The organism is Sphingomonas sp. CFBP9019, assembly GCF_034045155.1.
GTDB classification, from domain to species: domain Bacteria; phylum Pseudomonadota; class Alphaproteobacteria; order Sphingomonadales; family Sphingomonadaceae; genus Sphingomonas; species Sphingomonas aerolata.
Genome location: NZ_JAXCWK010000001.1, coordinates 277,885 through 299,836 on the forward strand (window position 1 = coordinate 277,885; position 21,952 = coordinate 299,836).

Below are 21,952 nucleotides of genomic sequence, written 5' to 3' on the forward strand. Positions count from 1 at the left end.
CGTCGTATGTGTACGATCGTGAATGTCTCGCAAGATCAGCGACGTAAGCGAGACCTTGTTGCCGTATACGGCAGTAATCGTTCCGCCCTTAGTTTTGTACAAAGACAAGTCAAGTCTTCTTACGGATCCGGGGCGGTTAAAAACATGGTCATCGGGGTCACGGCCGTCATTCCCGCGGAGGCGGCAACCCATAGGGGCTGACGGCGCGATCACGCACGCAGGTCAGCCCTTATGGGTCCCCGCCTTCGCGGGGATGACGGGTGTTCAGTTCCGCAGCGGCTTGCCCGTCTGCAGCATGTGGACGACGCGCGCCTGGGTGCGCTGGTCCTTGACGCTCGCCATGAAGGCGGCGCGTTCGAGGTCGAGGAGCTGCGTTTCGGTGACGGTGTCGACGAGGTCGGCCTCGCCGCCGGTCAGCACCTCGGCGAGGCGGTCGGCAACGACGACGTCATAGTCGGTCGCCATGCCCTTCTTGTGGAAGTCGGACACCGCCATCGACAGACCGGTACGACCGCTCGCGCCCGCCAGACGGAAGGTCGGCGGCTCCGGGGCGACATAGCCCTCGACCAGCGCGAGCGCCTTCGCCTTGGCGTCGGCGAGCAGGCGATCGCGGTTCATCGTGATGCCGTCGTCCTTGCGCAGGATCATCATCTCCTTCGCCTCCGCCGCCGACTTGGCGACCTGCGCGGTGGAGACCGCCTGGAACACCTTGGTCAGCGCGGGCATCGGGCCGTTGGGGAGCGTGCGCGACTTGGTCCAGCGGTCGAGCATCTCGCCATTGCCGCCCCAGCCGGGCACCAACCCGACGCCGCATTCGACGAGGCCGGCATAGGTCTCGGCATGCGCCTGCACCGCGTCCGAATGGAGCAGCATCTCGCAGCCGCCGCCGAGCGCCAGTCCTGCGGGCGCGCTGACGACGGGGAAGGGCGCGTATTTCAGCGCCTTGTACGCCTGCTGGCCGCGCGAAACGCTGGCCTCGACCATGTCCCACAGGCCCGCACCGACCGCGAACATCGCCGCGCCGAGATTGGCGCCGGCCGAGAAGTTGCTACCCTCGTTATAGACGACCAGCGCCTTGAAGCGCTCGCGCACGACCGGGATCGCTTCCTCGATGAGCGCGATGACCTGATCGTCGAGCGCGTTCATCTTGGTGTGGAATTCGAGCGCGGCGACACCGTCGCCGACGTCCCAGAGCGACGCCGAGGCGTTGGTCAGGACGGGCTGCGAGCGGAGCTTGATGTCCTCGAGCAACTCGACGCCGTCGGCGCGCGGCACGTCGACATAGTCGCCGTCGGCGGTCAGATACTGGCGGTTGCCGTTCTCGACGCGGTAGAAGGGGCGGTCGCCCGCGGTCGTCAGGATCGCAGGCACGTCGCGGCCTTCGGCAGCGAGACGCTGGGCGAGCAGGCCCGGGCCCATCCGGTCGATCAGCTCGAACGGCCCGTATTTCCAGTTGTACCCAAGCTTCATCGCGTCATCGATCGCGACGATATCGTCCGCCGCCTTGCCGACGAGCATCGCCGCATAGGCCAGCGTGTTGCCGAGGATCGTCCAGGCATAGGTGCCGATCCTGCCGGGCTCGGCGATCAGCGCGGCGAGATCCTTGCCGGTCTTGCCGGGCAGTTCGGCGGGCTTCGCCTCAGGGCGATAGTCGCCGGTCGCGAGGTCGAGCGAGAGCTTGGTGCGCGTCGCCTTGTCGAAGCGGTAGAAGCCGCCCTTGCCCTTGCGGCCGGTGCACCCTTCCGCGATCATCCTGTCGACGAGCGGCATGTCGCGGACCGTGTCGAAATAGGGATCGCCCGCGGGGAGCGTCGACGAGAGGCTCTTCGACAGCAGCGGCATCAGGTCGACGCCGACGAGATCGACGAGCCCGAAGATCCCGGTCTTGGGCACGCCCATCGGACGGCCGCCGATCTGGTCGGCCTCCTCGACGGTCAGCCCCTGATCCATCGCCGCGTTGATCGCGATCGCCAGCCAGTAGGTGCCGATGCGGTTGGCGATGAAGCCCGGCGTGTCCTTCGCGCGGACGATGCGCTTGCCCATGAAGCGATCGACGAAATCCTCGACCTTCCCGGCGACCGCGGCGTCGGTATGCTCACCGCGGACGATCTCGACCAGCCGCATGTAGCGCGGCGGGTTGAAGAAGTGCGTGATGAGGAAGTCGGCCTTGAACTGGTCCGAGCGGCCGTCGACGAGGTGGCCGAGCGGGATCGTCGAGGTGTTCGACGAGACCGCGGTGCCCGGACGCTTGAGCGCCTCGAGCTTGGCATAGAGCGCCTGCTTAGTATCGAGCCGCTCGACGATCGCCTCGACGATCCAGTCGCAATCGGCGACGCGGTCGAGATGGTCGTCGATATTGCCCGTCTCGACCAGCTTTGCCGCACGCTTCGACATGAAGGGGGCGGGGTCGGTCTTGAGCATCTTCGCGACCGCGCCCTTGGCGACCGCGTCGCGATCGTCACCCTCGCGGGGGACGATGTCGAGCAGCAAGACCGGGATGCCGGCGTTTGCGACCTGCGCGGCGATGCCGGCGCCCATCACGCCCGCGCCGATGACGCAGACTTTCTTTACGGCGTTGTCCATCATGCGCGCTCCAGCACCGTTGCGATGCCCTGACCGCCGCCGATGCACTGGGTGGCGAGCGCGTAGCGGCCACCTTCGCGGGCGAGCAAGGCTGCGGCCTTGCCGACGATGCGCGCGCCGGTCGCGCCGAGCGGATGGCCGATCGCGATCGCGCCGCCATCGAGGTTGATCGTTTCGTCCTTGAGCCCGAGGTCGCGGATGCAGGCGATCGCCTGGCTGGCGAACGCCTCGTTGATCTCGACCACGTCGAGGTCGGCGACGGTGATGCCGGCGCGCTCCATCGCCTTTTGCGAGGCGTAGATCGGGCCGAGGCCCATCGTCGACGGCTCGTTACCCGAGACCGCGATTGACTTGATGCGCGCGAGGATGGTCAGGCCGTACCTCGTCGCGAACTCTTCCGAGGTGACGAGGACGGCGGAGGCGCCGTCGGTCAGCGGCGAGGAGGTGCCGGCGGTGACCGAGCCGTCTGCGCTGAACGCAGGCTTCAGGCCGGCGAGCGCCTCGGTGGTGGTGCCGGCGCGGATCGTACCGTCCTGGCTGACCGGGCCGGCCTTGGTCTGGATCGTCACGATCTCGTCCGACAGGCGACCATCGGCGCGCGCGGCGGCGGCCTTGTCCTGGCTCTTCACCGCGAACGCATCCTGCTCGGCGCGGGTGATCTGATAATCGCGCGCGACGTTCTCGGCGGTCTCACCCATGCCCATGTACGCGCCGGCGTTCTTCTTGAAGAGATCGGGGTTGGGGAGCGGGTTGTAGCCGCCCATCGGCACGCGGCTCATCGATTCGAGCCCGGCGCAGATGAACGCGTCGCCAGCGCCGATGTTGATCTGGCCGACCGCGATGTGGATCGCGCTCATCGACGAGCCGCAGAAGCGGTTGACCGTCATGCCGCCGACCGACAGCGGCAGGTCGGCGAGCAGGCCGATCATCCGCGCGACGTTCAGGCCCTGCTCGCCCTCGGGGAAGGCGCAGCCGAGGATGATGTCCTCGATCGCGGCGGGATCGACGCCGGTCTTGTCGAGCAGACCGCGGATCGTCTGCGCGGCGAGATCGTCGGGGCGGACGCGGGCGAGATCGCCCTTGCCGGCAAGGTGGAACGGCGAGCGGGCGTACCCGGCGATGACGACGTTGGTCACGATGATCCTCTCCAATTGCAATCGGTCCGCTTAAGACTTGCGGGCTACCCTTAAGGTGCGATACCTCTCCTATACGTCAAGGTGATGCGGCCTACAATATCAGTCGAGAGCGCACGCCGAAAAGGAGAGAGAGATGCTGGACACCGACGGCCGTGCGATCGGCGTACCGCTAGAAGGCGAAGCGCGTTTGCTGGGCGACATGCTCGACACGGCGGTCCGCCGATTCGGGTCGCGGACGGTGCTGGATTTCCTCGGGTCGACGATGACCTATGCCGAGCTTGGCGACGCGGTCACGCATGCGGCGCGGGGCCTGCAGGATCTGGGCGTGGTGAAGGGGACGCGCGTCGCGCTGTGCCTGCCGAACACGCCTTATTATCCGGTGCTGTTCTTCGCGGTGCTGAAGGCGGGCGGGATCGTCGTCAACGTCAACCCGCTCTATGTCGAGCGCGAGCTGTGCCACCTGCTGAAGGATTCGGGCGCGGAGATCATCGCGACCTGCGACATTACCGAGATCCATGCGCGCGTGCTGAAGGTCGCGGGCGAGACGGGGCTGCGGCATGTCATCACCTGCCCGATCGCGGGCGCGTTGCCGACGCTGAAGTCGATCGCCTACCGGATCTTCAAGCGCGCCGAGATTGCGCGCGCGCCGAACGACGCGCGGCATCGCAGCTTCGACTCGCTGGTGCGCGCAAAGGGCGCGCCCGCGCCGGTCGCGGTGACGCCGGACGAGGTCGCGGTGCTGCAATATACCGGGGGGACGACCGGCGAGCCCAAGGCGGCGATGCTGAGCCACGCCAATCTGGTGTCGAACGCAGACGCGATGATGACGTTCGTCGGCGGCGAGACGCCCGAGCAGGACCGGGTGATGGGGGCGCTGCCGCTGTTCCATGTCTTCGCGCTGACGACGGTGCTGACCTATTCGATCCGCGCGGGCGCGCAGATGATCCTGTTGCCGCGGTTCGAGCTGCAGCAGCTGCTCAAGACGATCGTGCGGACCAAGCCGACCTATTTCCCCGCGGTGCCGACCATCTATGCGGCGATCACCAAGGCGGCGGAAACGCAGCCGATCGACCTGTCGTCGATCCATGCGTGCATCTCGGGCGGCGCGCCGCTGCCCGCCGAGGTGCGTACCGCGTTCGAGGCGGCGACGGGGTCGAAGCTGGTCGAGGGCTATGGCCTGTCGGAGGCCTCGCCGATCATCACCTGCAATCCAATCGAGGGGCTGAACAAGCCGGGATCGGCGGGGCTGCCCTTTCCCGGCACGATCATCGAGATCCGCGACCGCGAGGACCCGACCCGGCTGCTGCCGGTCGGTGAGAATGGCGAGATTTGCGCGCGAGGTCCGCAGGTTACGCAAGGGTATTGGCACAAGCCGGAAGCGAGCGCGGCGCTGTTCGCGGACGGGGCGCTGCGCACCGGCGACGTCGGGCATCTCGACGCGGACGGCTATCTGTTCATCGTCGACCGGATCAAGGACCTGATCCTGTGCGGCGGCTACAATGTCTATCCGCGGGTGATCGAGGAGGCGCTGTACGAGCACCCCGCAGTCGCCGAGGTGGTGGTGATCGGGGTCGCCGACGCCTATCGCGGACAGGCGCCCAAGGCGTTCGTCACGCTGGTCGAAGGTGCGGTCGCAACCCCTGTGGAATTGCGTGATTTTCTGCGCGACAAGATCAGCAAGATCGAGCTTCCCCGCGAGGTCGAAATCCGCGACACTCTGCCCAAGACGTTGATCGGCAAGCTATCCAAAAAGGAACTTGTCGCGGAGGAAGAGGCCAGGCTGGCACGCGCAATGCCGGCCGGGGCGGCGTCGGGGGAGAGGGGAGCGACACCGTGAACGAGCGGCAGGACGATCTTACCGGGATTCAGGACGTGTCGCAGGCGCTGGGGGTCAGCGCGCGGACGCTGCGTTTCTATGAGGACAAGGGGCTGATCGAGCCGTGCCGGATCGGCACGACGCGCGTCTATACGCGGCGCGACGTCGCGCGGATGCAGCTGATCCTGCGCGGCAAGCGGCTGGGATTCTCGTTGCGCGACATCGAGGAGTTCCTCGTTTTGTACGATGCGGATCCGCAGCATGTCGAACAGATGCGTGCGCTTGCCGAACGCTGTCGCCAGCGGATCGACGACCTCCAGCAGCAGCAGGCGGCGATCGCGCAGACGCTGGAGGAACTGGAGAAGATCGAGGCGCAGGCGCTCGAGCGGATCGCGTCCTGACCGGCCTGTAACGCGCAGCGGTTGCACCGCGCGGCGCAGCGCGGCAGGGATGGGCGATGCGTACCATCTCCTCCGCCGTCGGCGTTCGTCTCTATCATCTCGACGATGCGCTCGAGGGCGGGGCGGCGACGACGCTTTTCTACGGCCCGCTCGGCGAGGCGCTGGCGATCGCCGCGCAGCAGAGCGATGAGGTCCAGGCAGGGCTGTACATCGCGACCCAGAACGACGTCGTCGCCTATCTCGACCTCGACGAGTGAGGCTCAGGCGCCCGCGGTGAAGCCGTCGTCGCGGTCGGCGGGAACGGGCGCGCTGACCGCCTTGCAGATCGCGCGGAGTGCAGGCTTCAGCCCTTCCTCGAGCGTCGGGTGATAGAAGGGCATGTCGAGCAGGTCGGTCGCGGTGCGGCCCTGCTGGATCGCCCAGGCGATCAGGTGCGCGCTGTGCTCGACCCCGGGGGCGGCCATCGTCGCGCCGGTGAGCCGGCCGGTGCCCGCCTCCGCATAGAAGCGGATCAGCCCGGCGTTGCGCGCCATGACCTTGGCGCGACCCTGATCCTCGTAGGAGGCTTCGCCGATGACGATGCCGTCCTGGTCGTCGGGGGTGATGTCGCCGATCACCGCGACGGTCGGGTCGGTGAACATGATCGCGAGCGGGACCATCCGCGGGCCGGGGGTGACGTCGGGGAACTGCGCGGCGTTGCGGCCGGCAATCATCCCCTCGGCAGACGCCTCGCCGAGCACGGTGCGGTCGTGATCCGCGTCGCCGGCGATAAAGATCGGCGCGTCGCCGCACTGCATCGTCGTCCTGTCGAAGAGCGGCGTGCCGTGATCGTCGAGCGCGATCCCGGTGGTCTCTAGCCCGAGGCCCTTCAGCCGGGGCGGGCGGCCGGTCGCGACGAGCAGATAGTCGAAGCGGCGGGATCCCGATTGCTCGCCCGACCAGGACAGCCGGACGCCATCGCTGTCGGGTTCGGCCTTCAATTCCATTTCGAGATGGATCGGCAGTTCCTTGTCGAGGATACCGTGGAGCGCCGCCGAGACCTTCTCGTCCTTCAGCGCGGCGAGGCCGGGGGACTGGTCGAACACCATCGTCTCGACCCCAAGCCGGACGAGCGCCTGGGCGAGTTCGAGGCCGATCGGGCCGGCGCCGATCACGCCGACCGAGCCGGGCAAGGTCGGCAGGTCGAAGATCGTCTCGTTGGTCAGCACGCGGTCGCGGACTGCGTCGAAACTGTCGGGGATGTTCGGGTAGGACCCGGTCGCGATCACGACGGTCTTGGCGGTCACGGTGCGGCCGTCGTCGAGGCGGAGCGTGGTCGCGTCGACGAAGCGCGCGCGGGCCTGGACCTTTACGCCGTCGGGGAGCTTGTCGAGCGAGTCGCAGACGCCCGCGACGAACGCGTCGCGCTCGCGCTGGACGCGCGCCATCACCGCGGCCCCGTCGATCCGCGGCTCGGCGGCGATTCCGAAGACCGATGCCTGGCGGACCGCATGCGCAGCGTGGGCGGCGGCGATCAGCAGCTTGGAGGGCATGCAGCCGACGCTGGCGCAGGTGGTGCCCGAGAAGGTCTCGTCGATCAGCAGCGTGCGCGCGCCGTTGCGCCGTGCATTGCGCTCGGCCGCGAGACCGGCGGTGCCTGCGCCGATGATCGCTACGTCACAGGTGAGATCGGGGCCGTTGAGATCTGGGCTGGTGTTCGGCATGATCGACTCCGTCTCCGGAGCATTCCGGTCATGGCAGCGAAACCTTCCAACCGCCTGACCCGTTCCGCATGCCGATCCGATAATCACCACGATCCGAGGACCCGCAATGCTGACCGTCCATCACCTGAATTTCTCCCGGTCTTTCCGTATCTTGTGGCTGCTGGAGGAGCTGCAGCTGCCCTATGAGCTGGTCCGGTACGAGCGGGATGCGAGCTTCCGTGCGCCTGCGTCGCTGAAGGCGGTGCATCCGCTGGGCAAGGCGCCGATCGTGCAGGACGATGACCTGACGCTCGCCGAGAGCGCGTCGATCCTGTCCTATCTCGATCGCAAGTACGGGGGCGCGCGGCTCAGCCCGCCCGAGGGCACGCCCGAGGCGGCGATCCATGACGAATGGCTGCACTATGTCGAGAGTTCGGCGGCGTTCCCGATCATGATGACGGTGATCGGCAAGATGATGGGCGGACTGCCCGAAGGCCTCGGCAAATTCTCCGAGCCCGAGGTCGCCAAGACGTTTGCGTATATCGCCGACGCGGTTGGCGAGGGACCGTATCTGATGGGGGCGAAGCTGACGCTGGCGGATATCCAGATGTCGTATTTGCTCGCGACCGCGGAGAGCGCGGGGCTGCTCAGGGACCAGCCGGAGGTGAGCGCGTATTTCGAGCGGCTGAAGGCGGTGCCGGGCTATCAGAAGGCGATCGAGATTGGCGGGCCGCTCTCGCCACCGCGGCGCTGACGGGGGACGGAACCGGCGCTGCGATACGGCAGCGCCGGTCCCTCCGGTTCAGCGTGCCTTGAAGCGGATCGCCTGACCGCCGCCGGGCGCGAGCGCGAGCGTCAGCGTGTCGCCCTTGCGGACGCGCTTGGTCTCGATCGTGATCGCGTGGCGTGCGGTCGTCTTGTAGTCCGCGCCGGGGCCGTCGCGGTAGATCTGCGCGGTGTAGGTCCGGCCGGCGTCGAGGAAGTCGAGCGCGACGGTGAGCGTCCGGGCATTCTCGTCGGTGACGCTGCCGACATACCAGTCGTTCGACTTGCGGTCCTTGCGCGCGAAGGTGACGAAGTCGCCGACCTCGCCGTTGAGCACGCGGGTGTCGGACCAGTCGGTCGGCACGTCCTTGATGAACTGGAACGCGGCGGGATATTTCGCGTAGTTCTCCGGCGTGTCCGCCGCCATCACGACGGGCGAATAGAGCACGACGTAGAGCGCGAGCTGCTTGGCGATCGTCGACAGGAGATCGCTGTCGTCGGTGCCCTTGAGGCTGAGCACGCCGGGGGTGAAGTCCATCGGCCCCTCGAGCATGCGCGTGAAGGCGAGGTTCGCCTCGTGCTCGGGCGGGTTCTTGCCGGCCCAGCTGTTATATTCCATCCCGCGCGAGCCCTCGCGCGCGATCCAGTTGGGATAGGTGCGGCGCAGGCCGGTGTCCTTGACGGGCTCGTGGCTGTCGATCGACACCTTGTACTTGGCGGCGGTGGTGACGACGCGGGTATAGTGGTTCACCATCCACTGGCCCTCATGCCATTCGCGGTGCTGCGACCCGTCGGGATCGACGCGTTCGATCTGGCCCGCGTCGGTGACATAGCCGGTCTTGATCGCGGGAATGCCGTGATCACGCGCAAAGGCGAAGGCGCGGTCGAGCTGGCCGTCATAATGGCTGGCCGAGCCGCCGGTCTCGTTATGACCGATCAGATAGACGCCCTTCGACTTGGCGTATTTGGCGAGATAGCCGGCGTCGAAATCGGGGGTCGGCGTGTCGAACTGCATCGCGGTGCCGTCGCCGAACCAGTCGCCGTCCCAGCCGACATTCCAGCCCTCGACGAGCACGCCGGGGATTTTGTTCGCGCTGGCGAAGTCGATATAGGTCTTCACATGCGCGGTGGTGGCGCCGTGATTGGGGCCGGTCGCCCAGCTCCACTTGCCGGTGATCATGTTCCACCACACGCCGACGAACTTGCCGGGCTTGACCCAGCTGACGTCGCCCAGCTTGTTGGGCTCGTTCAGATTGAGCTCGATATGGCTCATGTAGAGGCCGGGCGCGTCGTCCGAGAGGATCAGCGTGCGCCAGGGCGTCGCGAACGGGCCGGTCCGCGTGACCTTGGGCGCGCCGGCGCCGGGGGTCAGCACCGCCTTCAGCGTGTTGCCCTCGACCTTGGCGACGTTCATGCCGGCATAGTCGACCAGCGCGGCCTCGTGCAGCGCGACATGCGTGCCGCCCGCGAGCTTCAGCGTGATCGGCGTCGCGGCGGTGCCGACATCGGCGAGCGGCGTGCGGTTGTAGAGATATTCCTCGCGGTTCCATTCGAAGCCGGGCTTCCACCAGGCGGTCGCGTCCTCGGCAAAGGCGAACTGCGTCAGCTCCTCGGCGATGTTGACGGTCTTGAAGTTGGGCTGGTCGGGGAAGACGTAGCGGAAGCCGATGCCGTCGTCCTGAAGCCGGAACACGACGTCGATCGCGCGCTGCAGCCGGTCGGTCTCGCGCAGGCGGACGCGCATCTCGCTATGGTTGTCGCGGATCGTCTTCCACTCGCCCCAGGGCTGCGTCCAGGTCGAGTCCGCCTTGTCGCGGGTGACGGTCTCGATCTTCAGATGCCGGTCGAACTTGGGCGCATCGGTGAAGAGGAAGCCGAGCCGCGACGGCTTGACGATCAGCGTGCCCTTGCGCGTGACGCTGTAGGTCGCATGGCCTTCGCCGTCGGTCGCGACGGTGACCGCGATGCTGCCGTCGGGGGAGGTCGCGATCGCCGAGGGGATCGTCGGGACGGGCTGCGGCTTGATCGTCTCGTTCGTCGTGACCGCGGGAGCGGCCTGATCCTGCGCCATCACGGGTGCGGTCGTCGCGAGCAGGGTCGCAAGTGTGAGCGAGAGGGTCTTCATGATCCGGTCCTTTCGACGATCAGCGCGGCATAGCCGCCCAGTCGTCCTATCGTTGCGTCGTTGATGCTGTCGCGGACGCGCCAGTGTTCGGGGGTAGCGGGGCTCCACGCGACGGGCGTCGCGGCCATGTTGAAGACGCAGAGCAGGATCTGGTCGCCGTCACGGCGTTCGAAGGCGAGCAGCGTGTCGGTGACCTCGGTCAGCACCAGATCGCCGATCGCAAGCGCGGGGATCGCGCGGCGCAGCGCGAGCAGGCGGCGGGTGAGCGCGAGCAGCGAGTCGGGATCGCCCTCCTGCCGGTCGACCGCGAGCTCGGGATGGTCGTTACCGACCGGGAGCCACGGCGACGCATCGGTGAAGCCCGCATGCGGCGCATCGGCCCGCCACGGCATTGGCGTGCGGGCGCCGTCGCGCGACAGCGTCAGCGGCCAGTTGGCGATCGCCTCGGGATCCTGGAGCTGGTCGAACGGCACCTCGACCTGGGTGAGCCCCAGTTCCTCGCCATAATAGAGGAAGATGTTGCCGCGCAGGCAGACAAGCAGCGCGATCTTCATCCGCGCGAAGGCGTCGCGGTGATCGGGGCCGATCCAGCGCGAGACGGCGCGCGGGGCGTCGTGATTCTCGAACGCCCAGCTCGGCCAGCCCATCTCCGCGTCCGACGGCCAGAGCGTGATCGCGTCGGCGACGGTGCTGGGGCGGAGGTCCGACGCGTAGAGGAAGTCGAAGCCATAGGCACTGTTGAGCCGGGTCTGGCCACGGGTGAACAGCTTCATCTCGCGGTCGCTGTCCGCGCCGCCGACCTCGGCCACGGTGAAGCGGTCGCCATAGCCGTCGATCAGCCGCCGCAGTCGTTCGAGAAAGGCGGGTATGTCGGGATGGCTCTGGTTATGGACATGCGCCTGAAAGTCGAAGGGGCGCGTCTTCAGGCTGTTGTCGGTGACCGGCGGATTGTCGGTCAGCGCGGGGTCGTGCATCGCGAAGTTGATCGCGTCGAGACGGAAGCCGTCGACGCCGCGGTCGAGCCAGAATTTTGCGGTGTCGACGATCTCGTCCTGAACGTCCGCGTCATGGAGGTGGAGCTGTGGCTGTTCCTTCAGGAAATTGTGCAGATAATATTGGCGACGGCGCGCGTCCCAGGTCCAGGCGGGGCCGCCAAAGACCGACTGCCAGTTGGACGGCGGGCTGCCGTCGGGCTTGGCGTCGGCCCAGACATACCAGTTCGCCTTGGGGTTGGTGCGCGACGAACGGCTCTCGACGAACCAGGGATGCTCGTCCGAGGTGTGGCTGTAGACCTGGTCGATGATGATCTTCAGCCCGAGCGCGTGGGCGCGCGCGATCAGCGTGTCGAAATCGGCCAGCGTGCCGAAGATCGGGTCGACATCGCGGTAGTTCGCAACGTCATAGCCGAAGTCCTTCATCGGCGATGTAAAGAAGGGCGAAAGCCAGACCGCATCGACGCCGAGGCTCGCGACATAGTCGAGATGGCGGGTGATGCCGGGCAGGTCGCCGATGCCGTCGCCGTTGGAATCCGCAAAGCTGCGCGGATAGATCTGGTAGATGACCGCGCCCTTCCACCAGGGTCGGTGCACGGGCAGGCTCGTATCGTCGGGCATCAGCGGGTCTCCGCGGCGCAGACCGCATAGCCAAAGGCGGGGATGGTCAGCGTGACGCTGCCGGGGGCGGTCGCGCGCGCGGGGCAAGCGCCGGCGAGCGTATCGAAGCGGGTCGAGCGAGTCTCGACCTGGATCGCGCTGGTCAGCGGCTTTGCGCTGGTGTTGTACGCAAGGAGCATCTCGGCGCCGGTCACGGGATCGAAGCGCGAGACCGCGAACAGGCCGGGCGTATCGCCGCGCGCGCGGACGAGCGTGCGGCCGCGGGTCAGCGCCGGGTGCGCGACGCGGAGGCGCGCGAGCTGGGCGATCTGGCGGAACAGCGGGTGGGTCGTACCGAAACTGGGGGTCGCGGTGGTCGCGTCGGTGCCGACGAGGCGGTTGTCGTTATAGACCGCGACCTTCGAGGCGAACATGTCCTCGCGTGCGTCCTGGTCGTCGCCGTCGCCGGCAAAGCCCTGCTCGTCGCCCGAATAGATGGTCGGCACGCCGCGCAGCGTCAGCAGCATCGCATGGCCGAGCTTGACGCGGGCCAGCACCTCGGCCTCGCTCGCGTTCGGGTTGAGGCGGCGGACGTCGCGCGCGAAGCGGCCCTGGTCGTGATTGCCGAGGAAGGTCGGCAGGATCATCGCGGTGTCGGCGCCGTGTTCGTAGAGCGCGTCGCCGTCGAACAAAGCGGCGAGTTCGTTCGTGCCCTTGTTGCCCGCGACGACGTCGGTCACGCCCCAGCGGAAGCCGAAGTCGAGCACCGCGGGCAGCTTGTCGACGCGGGTGAAGCGCGCGAGATAGCCCGGATCCATCGTCCCATAGGCGACCTCGCCGAAGATGTGGAAATTGGGGATGCCGTTCGCCCTGGCGCGGTCGAGCATCGCGGGCGTGAAGGCCTGCCAGAATTCGGGGTTCACGTGGCGCGCGGTGTCGATGCGGAAGCCGTCGACCTTGAACCGGTCGATCCAGCCGCCGAAGATGTCGATCATGCCCGACACGACGCGGGGGTTCTCGGTCGCGAGATCGTCGAGGCCGGAGAAGTCGCCCATCGTCGAGCTCTCGTCGGTGAAGGTCGAGTCGCCGCGGTTGTGGTAATAGATCGGGTCGTTGAGCCAGGCGGGGACCTTCACGGTCCGTTCCTTCGCAGGGACATAGGGCGTGTAGGCGAAGCCGGGGTCGGTCAGCCGCGCGAAGTTCTCAGGCGTGCGGACGGCGTCGCCCGCGAAGCCGGGGTTTATCGCCTTGCCGCGCAGGCCGAGCTTGCGCTGATAGGGGTAGTTGGCGCGGTCGCGATAGGCGCAGGGGGTGCCCTCGGTGCATTCGCGGTACTGGATCACGTCGGCGGTATGGTTGATGATGATGTCCATATAGACCTTCATCCCGCGCGCATGCGCCGCGGTGACGAGCGCGGTCATGTCGGCATTGGTGCCGAGATGCGGGTCGACCTGCGTGAAGTCGGTGATCCAGTAGCCGTGATAGCCAGCGGATTCCTTGCCGGGCGCGCCCTGGACGGGCTTGTTCTTGAAGATCGGGCCGAGCCAGATTGCGGTCGCGCCGAGCTGCTGGAGATAGCCGAGGCGCTTGGTCAGACCCTTGAGGTCGCCGCCGTGGTAGAAGCCCTTGGCGGTCGGGTCGAAGCCGGTGACGCGGCGATCGCCGGTGAGGCCGCCGCGGTCGTTGGCGGGATCGGCATTCTCGAACCGGTCGGGGAGGACGAAATAGATGACCTCGTCCTGCGGCAGCCGCGCGCGATAGTCGGTCGCCGGTACCGGCTTGCGTGCGGCCCGCGATGCCGGGCCGGGGTCTGCGATGGCGGGCGAGAGCGCGAGCAACCCTGCCAGGATGGTGGCGACGCTCTTGATCATCGGATGTCCTTTTCGCACCGGAATCGGTGACGGCGCCACCGGCGCCGGGTCGCCGTCCGCCGGGATGACCCCGGGCGGACGGCGGTATTACAGGTCGTTAGAAGCGGAAGCTTGCACCCAGATAGAACTGGCGCCCGAAATATTGCAGCGTGCCCGTCTGTGCGGTCTGGCCGAAATAGGAGCGGGTCGGCTGGTCGGTCAGGTTGTTAGCCTGCGCGAGCAGCGTCATCCCGGCGAGCGGGCTGCCCTGCGGGAATTCATAGCTCATCTGCGCGTCGAACACGGTCTCGGCGGCATTGGTCACGATCTGCTCGCTGAGGCCGAACTGCGGGGCGACGAACTTCGAGCGGTAGCGCATCGAAACGCGCGTCTGGAAGCCGTTCTTCTCGTAGAAGAGCGTCGGGTTGGAGACGATCTTCGACAGGCCGGGCAGCGACAGCGAGAGCGTGTTGCCGCTGATCGCGTTGGTGATGCTGACGTCGGACTGGTTGTACGAGATGTTGAGCACCGCGCCGAGGCCGTCGAACGGCGCCGGCAGGAAGTCGAACGTCTTGGTGATGGCGCCTTCGAAACCATAGACATAGCCGCCATTGCCGTTGATCGGTGCGAACAGATTGCCGGTCGTGACGACGCTGGTGAAGCCGGTCCCGGCGAGCGGCGGGGTGCTGATGCCGTTGGCGGCGAAGTCGTAGTTCGGGATGACGCCGCCGATCACGAAGCTGCGGACGTCCTTGTAGAAGGCGCCGAGCACGAGCGAGCCGCTGTTGCCGAAATAATGCTCATAGGTGGCGTCGAACTGGTTGGCGCGGAACGGCTGGAGCGCGGGGTTGCCGCCCGACCCGTCGAGCCGCGCCGCGGTGCCGCCGATGCTGACCAGGTTGGTGCTGATCGAGTTGCGGAAGTCGAAGAAGCGCGGACGCGAGATCTGGCGCGAGAGCGACAGGCGGGCCTGGTCGTTCTCGGTCAGGCCGAGGATGAAGTTCGCCTGGGGCAGCCAGTCTGTGAACTTGCGACCACGGGTGTTGAGGTAGCGACCGGTGCCGCCGTCCGAGATCGTCGAGGACGAGCTCTGGTCGGTATGGACGACGCGCAGGCCGATATTGCCCTTGAACGGCAGCGAGCCGGCGATCGTGTCGAAGTTGAGCTGGCCGTAGCCGGCATAGGTCTTCTCGTCGATCGTGAAGCTCTGGTCCTGCGTGAACGCCTGGGTCTGGTCGACGACGCGGTCGGGCCCGAGCTGCGAGTCGAAGATGCTGCCGATATCGGCGACGATGAAGTCGGGGAAGGACGAGAACTTGCCCTTGAAGCCCGCGGTCGTCGAATTCGAGCCGGTCAGCGTGACGGGCGCAGCGAAGCTGAACGCGTTGAAGCTGGTGATCGTCCGCTCCGCCTTGCGGTTGCCATAGCGGCCGCCGACCTCGAACGACTTGAGGAACGGACCGTCGATCTTGAGCAGCGCGCTGCCGGCGAACGCATAGAGGCGGTCGGTGTCCTTCTGCGGGACGATGTAGAAGCCCTCGAACGTGTTCGCGGCCGGGTCGGTGTAGTTGGCGTTGGTCGAGAACGAGCCGACGTTCAGACCGTCGAGCTTGTAGCTGAGCGTCGTCGGCGTCGCGGTCGTGTTGCCGTTGTCGTCGAGACCCGAATTGTTGAAGAAGCTCGAGGCGCGCGAATAGGAGCCGTCGGCGGTCAGCGTGAGCTGGCCGATGTCCTTCTGGACGTTGCCGCCGAAGGTGTAGAGCTTGTCGAGGCGGTTCTCGTTCTGCTGGATCGTGCGGGTGCGGATGCCCGAGGCGTTGCCGCCGACGATCGTGTTGCCGATGACGGTCGGGTCGGTGAGGTTGCTGCTGGTCTGCTGCAGGTTCTCGACCCGGATGCCGCGGCGGAACACGTCCGACTTGAAGCGCGAATAATAGCCGTCGAGCAGGACGCGGAACGTGTCGGTCGGCTCATACTGGACGCTGCCGAGGACGCCGTCGCGGGTCTCGTTGCCGCCCGACTGGACCGCCTCGAAGCCATAGCCGATCGCGTCGGCGCGGCCGTTGCCGTCGAGGTCGCGGATCGCCGGGCTGCCGTTCTGGCCGGTCGCGGTGTAATCATAGCCGACGAAGCGCGTCGCGACGTTCGCCTGCTTCAGACGGGCATACCCGACCGCGAGGCCGAGCGTGTCGTCGAGCAGCTTGGTCTGGATCGAGGCGCTGCCGCGATAGCCGAATTCGCTGGCGTCGGGGTTCTGGCCGGCGCGGTCGTTATAGACGCCACGAACGTTGACGCTGACGAGCGTCTTGCCGGGAATGCTGAGCGGGCGCGCGGTGCTGAGCTCGACCTTGCCGGCGACGCCGCCCTCGATCTGCGAGGCCTTGGGGCTCTTGTAGACCGCGGCCTGGTTGATGAGTTCGGACGGATACTGGTCGAATTCGATGACGCGGTTGCCCGAGGTCGCGACCTGTTCGCGGCCGTTGAGCGTGGCGGAGACGAGATCCTGGCTGAGGCCGCGGATGTTGATCGCCGACGCCTGGCCGCCGGTACGCTGCGAGGTGACGCCGGGCAGGCGGGCGAGCGACTCGGCGATCGAGACGTCGGGCAGGCGGCCGATATCCTCTGCCGAGACGATCTCGGCGACGACGTCGAGGTTGCGCTTGACCGCGATCGACGAGCGCAGGCTGGCGCGGAAGCCGGTGACGACGATGTCGTCGCTGGACTCTGCTGCGGGGCCGCTGCTCGGGGCGGTGGCGTCCTGCGTCGCGACGGTCGGGGCGGGCGTAGAGGGTGCGCTCGACACGGTGTTGTCGGCGGAGGCCGGGGCGGGATCGGTCGCGACCTGCGCGTCGGCGACCGACGCGGCGAAGAGCGCCACGGCGAGCGCGGTGCCGCTGGCCGATAGGGTGAAAAGGTGATGCGCGGCAGATGCCGGGAAACGCTTGGACGTCGTCATGTTCAACTCCCCTGAAAGCCCCGCTGCATCTTTCGCGCCGTGGGCCGTGTGTGGCGTTCCAATGGAATTCCGCCCCGCGAAAGCCAATCAATCGACATACGTATTCAGTGCGGCCGTTCCGGCCGTGTTGCCGATTTGCCACGGATCGCGGGGGCCAATGCGTTGACGTTGCGGGCAAACTGGAGTGATGATTGCGACGGCGACGCCGTCCGAGCGCCCCCGAGAGGATCCCTGTCTTGAGTGCCCAGCGCAAATCCACGTCGTTCGACATCGCGCAGGCCGCGGGCGTATCGCAGCCGACCGTGTCGCGCGCGCTGCGTGGCAGCCCGACGGTCAGCCCGGCGACGCGGCAGCGGATCGAGGCGATCGCCAAGCAGCTGAACTATACCGTCGACCGCAGTGCATCGAACCTGCGCAGCGGCAAGACGCGGACGATCGCGCTGCTGCTGTTCCGCGATCCGACGCCCGACGAGACCGAGGTCAATCCGTTCTTCCTGGGCATGCTGGGCGCGATGATGGGGGCGTGTGCCGATCATGGCTATGACCTGCTCGTTTCGTTCCAGAATTTCTCGTCCGACTGGCATACCGATTACGAGGACAGCCACCGCGCCGACGGGCTGATCCTGCTCGGCTATGGCGATTATGCGGATTATCGAGCGCGGCTCGATCACCTCGTGGCGCAGGGGACGCATTTCATCCGCTGGGGATCGGTGCGGCACGACCAGCCCGGGCTGACCGTCGGGTGCGACAATGTCGCGGGCGGTGCGGAGGCGACGCGGCACCTGATCGCGCAGGGGCGGACGCGGATCGCGTTCCTGGGGGATGCGACCGATCATTATCCGGAATTCTACGACCGCCACCGCGGCTATCTCGCGGCGCTCGAGGAACATGGCCTACATGCCGATCCGCACTTGCAGGTCGACGCGATCACCACCGAGGAAGACGGCACGCGCGCGGCGCAGGCGTTGCTCGCGCGCGGGGTCGCGTTCGATGCGATCGTCGCGGCGAGCGACCTGATCGCGCTGTCGGCGATGCGGGTGCTGGCGGGGGCGGGGCGGATCGTGCCCGACGACGTCGCGATCGTCGGGTTCGACGACATTCCCGCCGCCAGCCTCGCCAATCCGCCGCTGACGACGGTGGCGCAGGACACGGTGCTGGGCGGCCGGCGGCTGGTCGAGATGCTGCTAGCGCGGATCGACGATCGGCCTGTGACGAGCATCGTGCTGCCGACGCAACTGGTCGTACGGCGCTCGTCGGGCGAGGCTGCGGCGTGACGCGCGAGAAGCCGCGTCAGGGTTTCTGGGGTCTGTGGAACATCTCGTTCGGGTTCTTCGGGATCCAGATCGGTTTCGCGCTGCAGAATGCGAATGTCAGCCGGATCTTCCAGTCGCTCGGCACCAGCGTCGACGATCTTGCCTTTCTGTGGATCGCCGCGCCGCTGACCGGGCTGCTCGTCCAGCCGGTGATCGGGCATTACAGCGACCGGACCTGGGGGCGGCTCGGGCGCCGGCGACCCTATTTCCTGGGCGGTGCGGTGCTGGCGACCATCGCGTTGCTGGGGATGCCGAACGCGCCTGTGCTGTGGGTTGCGGCGGCGCTGCTGTGGATGCTCGACGGATCGCTCAACGTCGCGATGGAGCCGTTCCGTGCGTTCGTCGGCGACATGCTGGGCAGTCGGCAACGGACCGCGGGCTATGCGTTCCAGACCGGCTTCATCGGCGCGGGCGCGGTGATCGGCAGCCTGGCGCCTTTGATCCTGACCGACGTCTTCCACGTCGCCAACACCGCGGCGGGGGGCGGGATCCCGCCATCGGTGCGCTATGGCTTCTATCTGGGTGCCGCGGCGCTGTTCTGCGCGGTGCTGTGGACGGTGCTGACGACGAAGGAATATTCGCCCGACGAGATGGCGGCGTTCGAGCATGTTGGCGGCGCGGTCGAGGCGGGGCCGGCGATAGCGGCACCGGTCGGATCGGGCGCGCGGCTGGCGCCGGTGTGGATCGCGCTGGGGGCGATCGTGATCGCGGCGGTGGCGCGGTTCGGGCTCGACAAGCCGGTCTATCTGCTCGGCGCCGGGCTGATCGCGTTCGGTATCGCACTGCTGGTCAGCGCCGCGCTCGTCCGGTCGGGTAGAGAGTCCAATGTTCTCAGCCAGATCGTCGGCGATCTTGCGACCATGCCGCAGACGATGAAGCGGCTCGCGCTCGTCCAGTTCTTCACCTGGTCGGCGCTGTTCATCATGTGGATCTACACCACGCCGATCGTCACGCAGCGCGCGTTCGGGACGACCGACACGGCGAGTGCGGCGTATAATGACGGCGCGAACTGGGTCGGGGTGCTGTTCGCGGTGTATAACGGCGTGGCGACGGTGTGGGCGTTCGTGATGCCGTGGCTCGCGGGGCGGATCGGGCGGCGCAATGCGCATATCCTCGGCCTGCTGAGCGGGGCGGCGGGGTTCGGGTCGTTCCTGCTCCTGCGCGATCCGCATGCGCTGATCGGGTCGATGGTGCTGATCGGGATCGCCTGGTCGTCGATTCTGACGATGCCCTATGCAATGCTGTCCAACGCGCTGCCGCAGGCCAAGCTGGGCGTTTACATGGGGCTGTTCAACATCTTCATCGTGCTGCCGCAGCTGATCGTGTCGTCGGTGATGGGGCAGGTGATGCGGACGGTGTTCCCGGGCGATCCGGTCTGGGCGATGCTGATCGCGGCGGGGGTGATGGGCGTCGCGGCGCTGGCGATGCTGCGGGTGCCGCGGGACGCCTGAGATACTGCCCTCCCCCTGGCGGGGGAGGATCAGGGGTCAGCCGCCGAAGCCGCCGCGGCCGCCAAAGCCGCCGCCGAACCCGCCGCGCGAGATCACCGAGCTGCGGGTCTGGACCCGCGCGGGAGCACGCGCCGTGGTAGGCGTAAAGGCGTCCGAGCCGACGCGGGTGCGGCCGGTGACGTAATCGCGGCTGATGCGGCCGCCGGCGCCGCCATAATAATTGCCCTGACGATCGCGGTACATCGGTGCGCCGCGATAGCCATAGCCGCCGTTGAGCGCCTGGCCGATGATGAACCCGGTCAGCAACGGCGTGAAGAAGCTGCCGCCGCTGCCATTGTTGCGCGGTTCGCACTGCGCGGCACCGAACTGCTCCTCGCAGGTCTGCTTGTCCTCGAACCGTGGTGCGGTCTTGGCGGCGTCGGTCTTGGCCTGTTCATAGGCGGTGTCGCACTGCGCGGCGGGGATCGCCCCCGCCGAGCGGCATTCGGCGACCGAGGCATAGCTCTGCGCGTCGACGGGCTTGCCGCCGACATCGCCGTCGCAGGCGGTCAGCGAGATGCCCGAGCCCGCGATCAGGCCGGTGAGGACGATCGAGCTGGAACGCTTCATGTCTTTGCCTCTCAGTTCGTCATGCAGGCGGCATTGAGGATGCCGACGCAGAGCGAGATGCTGCCCATATAGGTGGCGGCGGCGATATCGCCCCGCACGATCCGGTCGTGAATGTCGCGCATCACGAGGCGGCGGACGACGAGCGCGGCGACGATCTGGATCACGCCTGCGAGCACCGCCCACACCGCGAACTCGACCAGCGTGACGGTGTGCGTCAGCGCGGAGGCGAGCGGGAGGACATAGCCGAGCAGCGCCGCGCCCAGCGTGATCGCCGCGGCGGTATTGCCGTCGCGGATCAGCGCCTTCTCGTTATAGGGCGTGGTCGCCTGGAAGATGATCTTGAACGCGATGGTGAAGAGCCCGGCCGCGACGAACGCGATCAGGAAGGCCGCCGCGCTGGCGCCGAAGCTGTAATAGTCGATCATCTGAATCCCCCGGAACGCTGATGCGACGATGCTAGGCGCGGAACTCGCCGAGTTCCAGTGCGACGCCGAGCATGATCTCGAACGAGACCTCGCCCGCCTCATTCTCCTGGTCGATCGCGAGCAGCAGTTCGCGTCCGTCGTCGCCCGGCAGGTCGCGGCCGAACAGCATGCAGGTCTGGAAGATGCGGCGGTCGACGATGCCGTCGCGGTCGTCGTGGAGATCCTCCCAGAAGGTCACCGGTTCCTGCTCGCTCGCCTCGGGGCCGAACCAGACGCGGTCATAGTCGGGGAGCCCCTCGGCGGTGAAGCTGCGCGCCTTGAGCCGGGACTTCCAGGCGGGGCGTTCGGCGGCGGAGGAGGGGTAGGCGCTGTCCCAGGGCGCGAAGATCGTGACGTCGGTCACGTCCTGCCCCGCGCGGTCGTTCGAGACCGCCTGGAACATGATGTCGTCATCGGTGTAGAACCGGTGGACGAACCCGCCCTCGTTGAGGTCGACGAGACCCTGCGCGACGATCACCAGCGTGTCGCGGTCGAACGGGAACAGCAGCTCCGACCCGAACCGGCGCCAGGCGAGCGGGTCGACGATCACCGTGCGGCCGAGCGTGACGTTGCGGATGACGGGAAGTCCGGAGCCTTCAAGCGGTTGCTTGCGGCCGAACAGGCGATCGAACATGCAATCCTCACGTTATGGTTCGGCCTGTGCATAGGCGAAAGCGGCGATGCTCGCAAAGCGCCATTGGCGCGCCCTTCGCCGACGCCTATGTGTGCGGGCACGCGACAAGCACGGGAGTTCTTGCATTGACCGACATCTGGACCGTCCGCAGCCTGAAGGCCGCGCTCGATACGTCCGAGCCTGCGAAAACGGGGGAGTTGAGCGTCCGTATCGTCGAGGGGGCGGATCCGATCCTGCTCGTCACGATGCACGAGCATGGCGACCTCGAACTGTTCGTCAATGTCAGCGAGGCGCAGATCTCGGCCTCGACCCTGCTCTGGCCGTGCGACGAGCAGGAGGACCAGGCGGCGTTCAACGCGTTCCTGCTGAAAACGCAGAAGCTGGTGCCGCTGTCGAACTTCGGGATCGGCAGCGTCGAGGGGCGCGATTATTATGAACTGTTCGGCGAACTCGCGACGTCGAGCCGGCTCGACACGATCGTGATCGAGCTGCGCACGCTGGCCGAGAACGCGATCGATGCGGCCACCGACCTGCGCAACGCGCAGATCCCCGCCGCCTGACCCAAAGCATCATAC

General features: G+C 67.2%; 17 protein-coding genes. 7 read left to right on the top strand and 10 right to left on the bottom strand.

Annotated elements, in window-relative coordinates:
• Positions 1-264: 264 nt before the first annotated feature.
• Both SOM18_RS01155 and SOM18_RS01160 read right to left on the bottom strand, forming a co-directional pair.
• Positions 265-2,583 (bottom strand): 3-hydroxyacyl-CoA dehydrogenase/enoyl-CoA hydratase family protein, encoded by a 2,319-nt coding sequence (locus tag SOM18_RS01155; RefSeq protein WP_031440673.1) that lies wholly within the window; start codon positions 2,581-2,583, stop codon positions 265-267.
• Entirely contained in the window at positions 2,583-3,719 is a 1,137-nt protein-coding gene (locus SOM18_RS01160; RefSeq protein WP_031440674.1) for a thiolase family protein, read from the bottom strand. Before SOM18_RS01160 ends, SOM18_RS01155 begins: the two co-directional genes overlap by 1 nt.
• 133 nt (positions 3,720-3,852) lie before the next feature.
• Here SOM18_RS01160 and SOM18_RS01165 point away from each other — a divergent pair, with 133 nt between their 5' ends.
• The 3 genes from SOM18_RS01165 to SOM18_RS01175 are packed head-to-tail and all read left to right on the top strand — an operon-like array spanning position 3,853 to position 6,193.
• Positions 3,853-5,556 (top strand): long-chain-fatty-acid--CoA ligase, encoded by a 1,704-nt coding sequence (locus SOM18_RS01165; RefSeq protein WP_042467071.1) that lies wholly within the window; start codon positions 3,853-3,855, stop codon positions 5,554-5,556.
• Complete coding sequence (locus SOM18_RS01170; protein WP_031440676.1) at positions 5,553-5,936, top strand: MerR family transcriptional regulator; 384 nt, start codon at positions 5,553-5,555, stop codon at positions 5,934-5,936. The genes SOM18_RS01165 and SOM18_RS01170 overlap by 4 nt, the downstream gene beginning before the upstream one ends.
• Before the next feature lie 56 nt (positions 5,937-5,992).
• The gene (locus SOM18_RS01175) at positions 5,993-6,193 is read left to right on the top strand and encodes a hypothetical protein (protein ID WP_031440677.1); all 201 of its coding nucleotides are present in this window, start codon (positions 5,993-5,995) and stop codon (positions 6,191-6,193) included.
• A 3-nt stretch (positions 6,194-6,196) separates the two neighbouring features.
• On the opposite strand, the gene SOM18_RS01180 is transcribed toward SOM18_RS01175, so the two are convergent.
• Positions 6,197-7,639: a dihydrolipoyl dehydrogenase gene (locus tag SOM18_RS01180; protein ID WP_031440678.1), complete on the bottom strand. Its 1,443-nt coding sequence runs from the start codon at positions 7,637-7,639 to the stop codon at positions 6,197-6,199.
• A 106-nt stretch (positions 7,640-7,745) separates the two neighbouring features.
• Between SOM18_RS01180 and SOM18_RS01185 the strand changes: the two genes are divergently transcribed.
• Positions 7,746-8,372: a glutathione S-transferase family protein gene (locus tag SOM18_RS01185; protein ID WP_209567065.1), complete on the top strand. Its 627-nt coding sequence runs from the start codon at positions 7,746-7,748 to the stop codon at positions 8,370-8,372.
• A gap of 48 nt (positions 8,373-8,420) precedes the next feature.
• Here the strand turns inward: SOM18_RS01185 and SOM18_RS01190 are convergent, their stop codons facing one another.
• From SOM18_RS01190 to SOM18_RS01205, 4 genes are all read right to left on the bottom strand, one after another.
• A complete protein-coding gene (locus tag SOM18_RS01190) occupies positions 8,421-10,508 on the bottom strand; it encodes a glycoside hydrolase family 97 protein (RefSeq protein WP_031440680.1) in 2,088 nt (695 codons plus the stop codon).
• The gene (locus tag SOM18_RS01195; protein ID WP_031440681.1) at positions 10,505-12,121 is read right to left on the bottom strand and encodes an alpha-glucosidase; all 1,617 of its coding nucleotides are present in this window, start codon (positions 12,119-12,121) and stop codon (positions 10,505-10,507) included. The genes SOM18_RS01190 and SOM18_RS01195 overlap by 4 nt, the downstream gene beginning before the upstream one ends.
• Positions 12,121-13,971 (bottom strand): alpha-amylase family glycosyl hydrolase, encoded by a 1,851-nt coding sequence (locus tag SOM18_RS01200; protein ID WP_031440682.1) that lies wholly within the window; start codon positions 13,969-13,971, stop codon positions 12,121-12,123. The genes SOM18_RS01195 and SOM18_RS01200 overlap by 1 nt, the downstream gene beginning before the upstream one ends.
• 97 nt (positions 13,972-14,068) lie before the next feature.
• Positions 14,069-16,906: a TonB-dependent receptor gene (locus SOM18_RS01205; RefSeq protein WP_052380922.1), complete on the bottom strand. Its 2,838-nt coding sequence runs from the start codon at positions 16,904-16,906 to the stop codon at positions 14,069-14,071.
• A 236-nt stretch (positions 16,907-17,142) separates the two neighbouring features.
• On the opposite strand from SOM18_RS01205, the gene SOM18_RS01210 reads away from it, so the two are divergent.
• Together SOM18_RS01210 and SOM18_RS01215 are read left to right on the top strand one after the other, a co-directional pair.
• On the top strand, positions 17,143-18,180 hold the full coding sequence (locus SOM18_RS01210; protein WP_107045869.1) for a LacI family DNA-binding transcriptional regulator: 1,038 nt from the start codon (positions 17,143-17,145) through the stop codon (positions 18,178-18,180).
• Positions 18,177-19,670: an MFS transporter gene (locus SOM18_RS01215; protein WP_031440684.1), complete on the top strand. Its 1,494-nt coding sequence runs from the start codon at positions 18,177-18,179 to the stop codon at positions 19,668-19,670. The genes SOM18_RS01210 and SOM18_RS01215 overlap by 4 nt, the downstream gene beginning before the upstream one ends.
• Before the next feature lie 36 nt (positions 19,671-19,706).
• On the opposite strand, the gene SOM18_RS01220 is transcribed toward SOM18_RS01215, so the two are convergent.
• The 3 genes from SOM18_RS01220 to SOM18_RS01230 are packed head-to-tail and all read right to left on the bottom strand — an operon-like array spanning position 19,707 to position 21,377.
• Complete coding sequence (locus SOM18_RS01220) at positions 19,707-20,279, bottom strand: DUF1190 domain-containing protein (RefSeq protein ID WP_037529576.1); 573 nt, start codon at positions 20,277-20,279, stop codon at positions 19,707-19,709.
• A gap of 11 nt (positions 20,280-20,290) precedes the next feature.
• On the bottom strand, positions 20,291-20,704 hold the full coding sequence (locus SOM18_RS01225; protein ID WP_031440686.1) for a DUF350 domain-containing protein: 414 nt from the start codon (positions 20,702-20,704) through the stop codon (positions 20,291-20,293).
• Between the two features lie 31 nt (positions 20,705-20,735).
• On the bottom strand, positions 20,736-21,377 hold the full coding sequence (locus SOM18_RS01230; RefSeq protein ID WP_031440687.1) for a DUF2491 family protein: 642 nt from the start codon (positions 21,375-21,377) through the stop codon (positions 20,736-20,738).
• Between the two features lie 125 nt (positions 21,378-21,502).
• Between SOM18_RS01230 and SOM18_RS01235 the strand changes: the two genes are divergently transcribed.
• A complete protein-coding gene (locus tag SOM18_RS01235; RefSeq protein ID WP_031393897.1) occupies positions 21,503-21,937 on the top strand; it encodes a YjfI family protein in 435 nt (144 codons plus the stop codon).
• Positions 21,938-21,952: the final 15 nt, after the last annotated feature.

Bases quoted from the DNA above. Each gene is read 5' to 3' on its own strand.
- SOM18_RS01155 (WP_031440673.1), bottom strand. From the start codon at position 2,583: ATGGACAACGCCGTAAAGAAAGTCTGCGTCATCGGCGCGGGCGTGATG.
- SOM18_RS01185 (WP_209567065.1), top strand. From the start codon at position 7,746: ATGCTGACCGTCCATCACCTGAATTTCTCCCGGTCTTTCCGTATCTTG.
- SOM18_RS01175 (WP_031440677.1), top strand. From the start codon at position 5,993: ATGCGTACCATCTCCTCCGCCGTCGGCGTTCGTCTCTATCATCTCGAC.
- SOM18_RS01230 (WP_031440687.1), bottom strand. From the start codon at position 21,377: ATGTTCGATCGCCTGTTCGGCCGCAAGCAACCGCTTGAAGGCTCCGGA.
- SOM18_RS01220 (WP_037529576.1), bottom strand. From the start codon at position 20,279: ATGAAGCGTTCCAGCTCGATCGTCCTCACCGGCCTGATCGCGGGCTCG.
- SOM18_RS01225 (WP_031440686.1), bottom strand. From the start codon at position 20,704: ATGATCGACTATTACAGCTTCGGCGCCAGCGCGGCGGCCTTCCTGATC.
- SOM18_RS01180 (WP_031440678.1), bottom strand. From the start codon at position 7,639: ATGCCGAACACCAGCCCAGATCTCAACGGCCCCGATCTCACCTGTGAC.
- SOM18_RS01200 (WP_031440682.1), bottom strand. From the start codon at position 13,971: ATGATCAAGAGCGTCGCCACCATCCTGGCAGGGTTGCTCGCGCTCTCG.
- SOM18_RS01205 (WP_052380922.1), bottom strand. From the start codon at position 16,906: ATGACGACGTCCAAGCGTTTCCCGGCATCTGCCGCGCATCACCTTTTC.
- SOM18_RS01165 (WP_042467071.1), top strand. From the start codon at position 3,853: ATGCTGGACACCGACGGCCGTGCGATCGGCGTACCGCTAGAAGGCGAA.
- SOM18_RS01190 (WP_031440680.1), bottom strand. From the start codon at position 10,508: ATGAAGACCCTCTCGCTCACACTTGCGACCCTGCTCGCGACGACCGCA.
- SOM18_RS01195 (WP_031440681.1), bottom strand. From the start codon at position 12,121: ATGCCCGACGATACGAGCCTGCCCGTGCACCGACCCTGGTGGAAGGGC.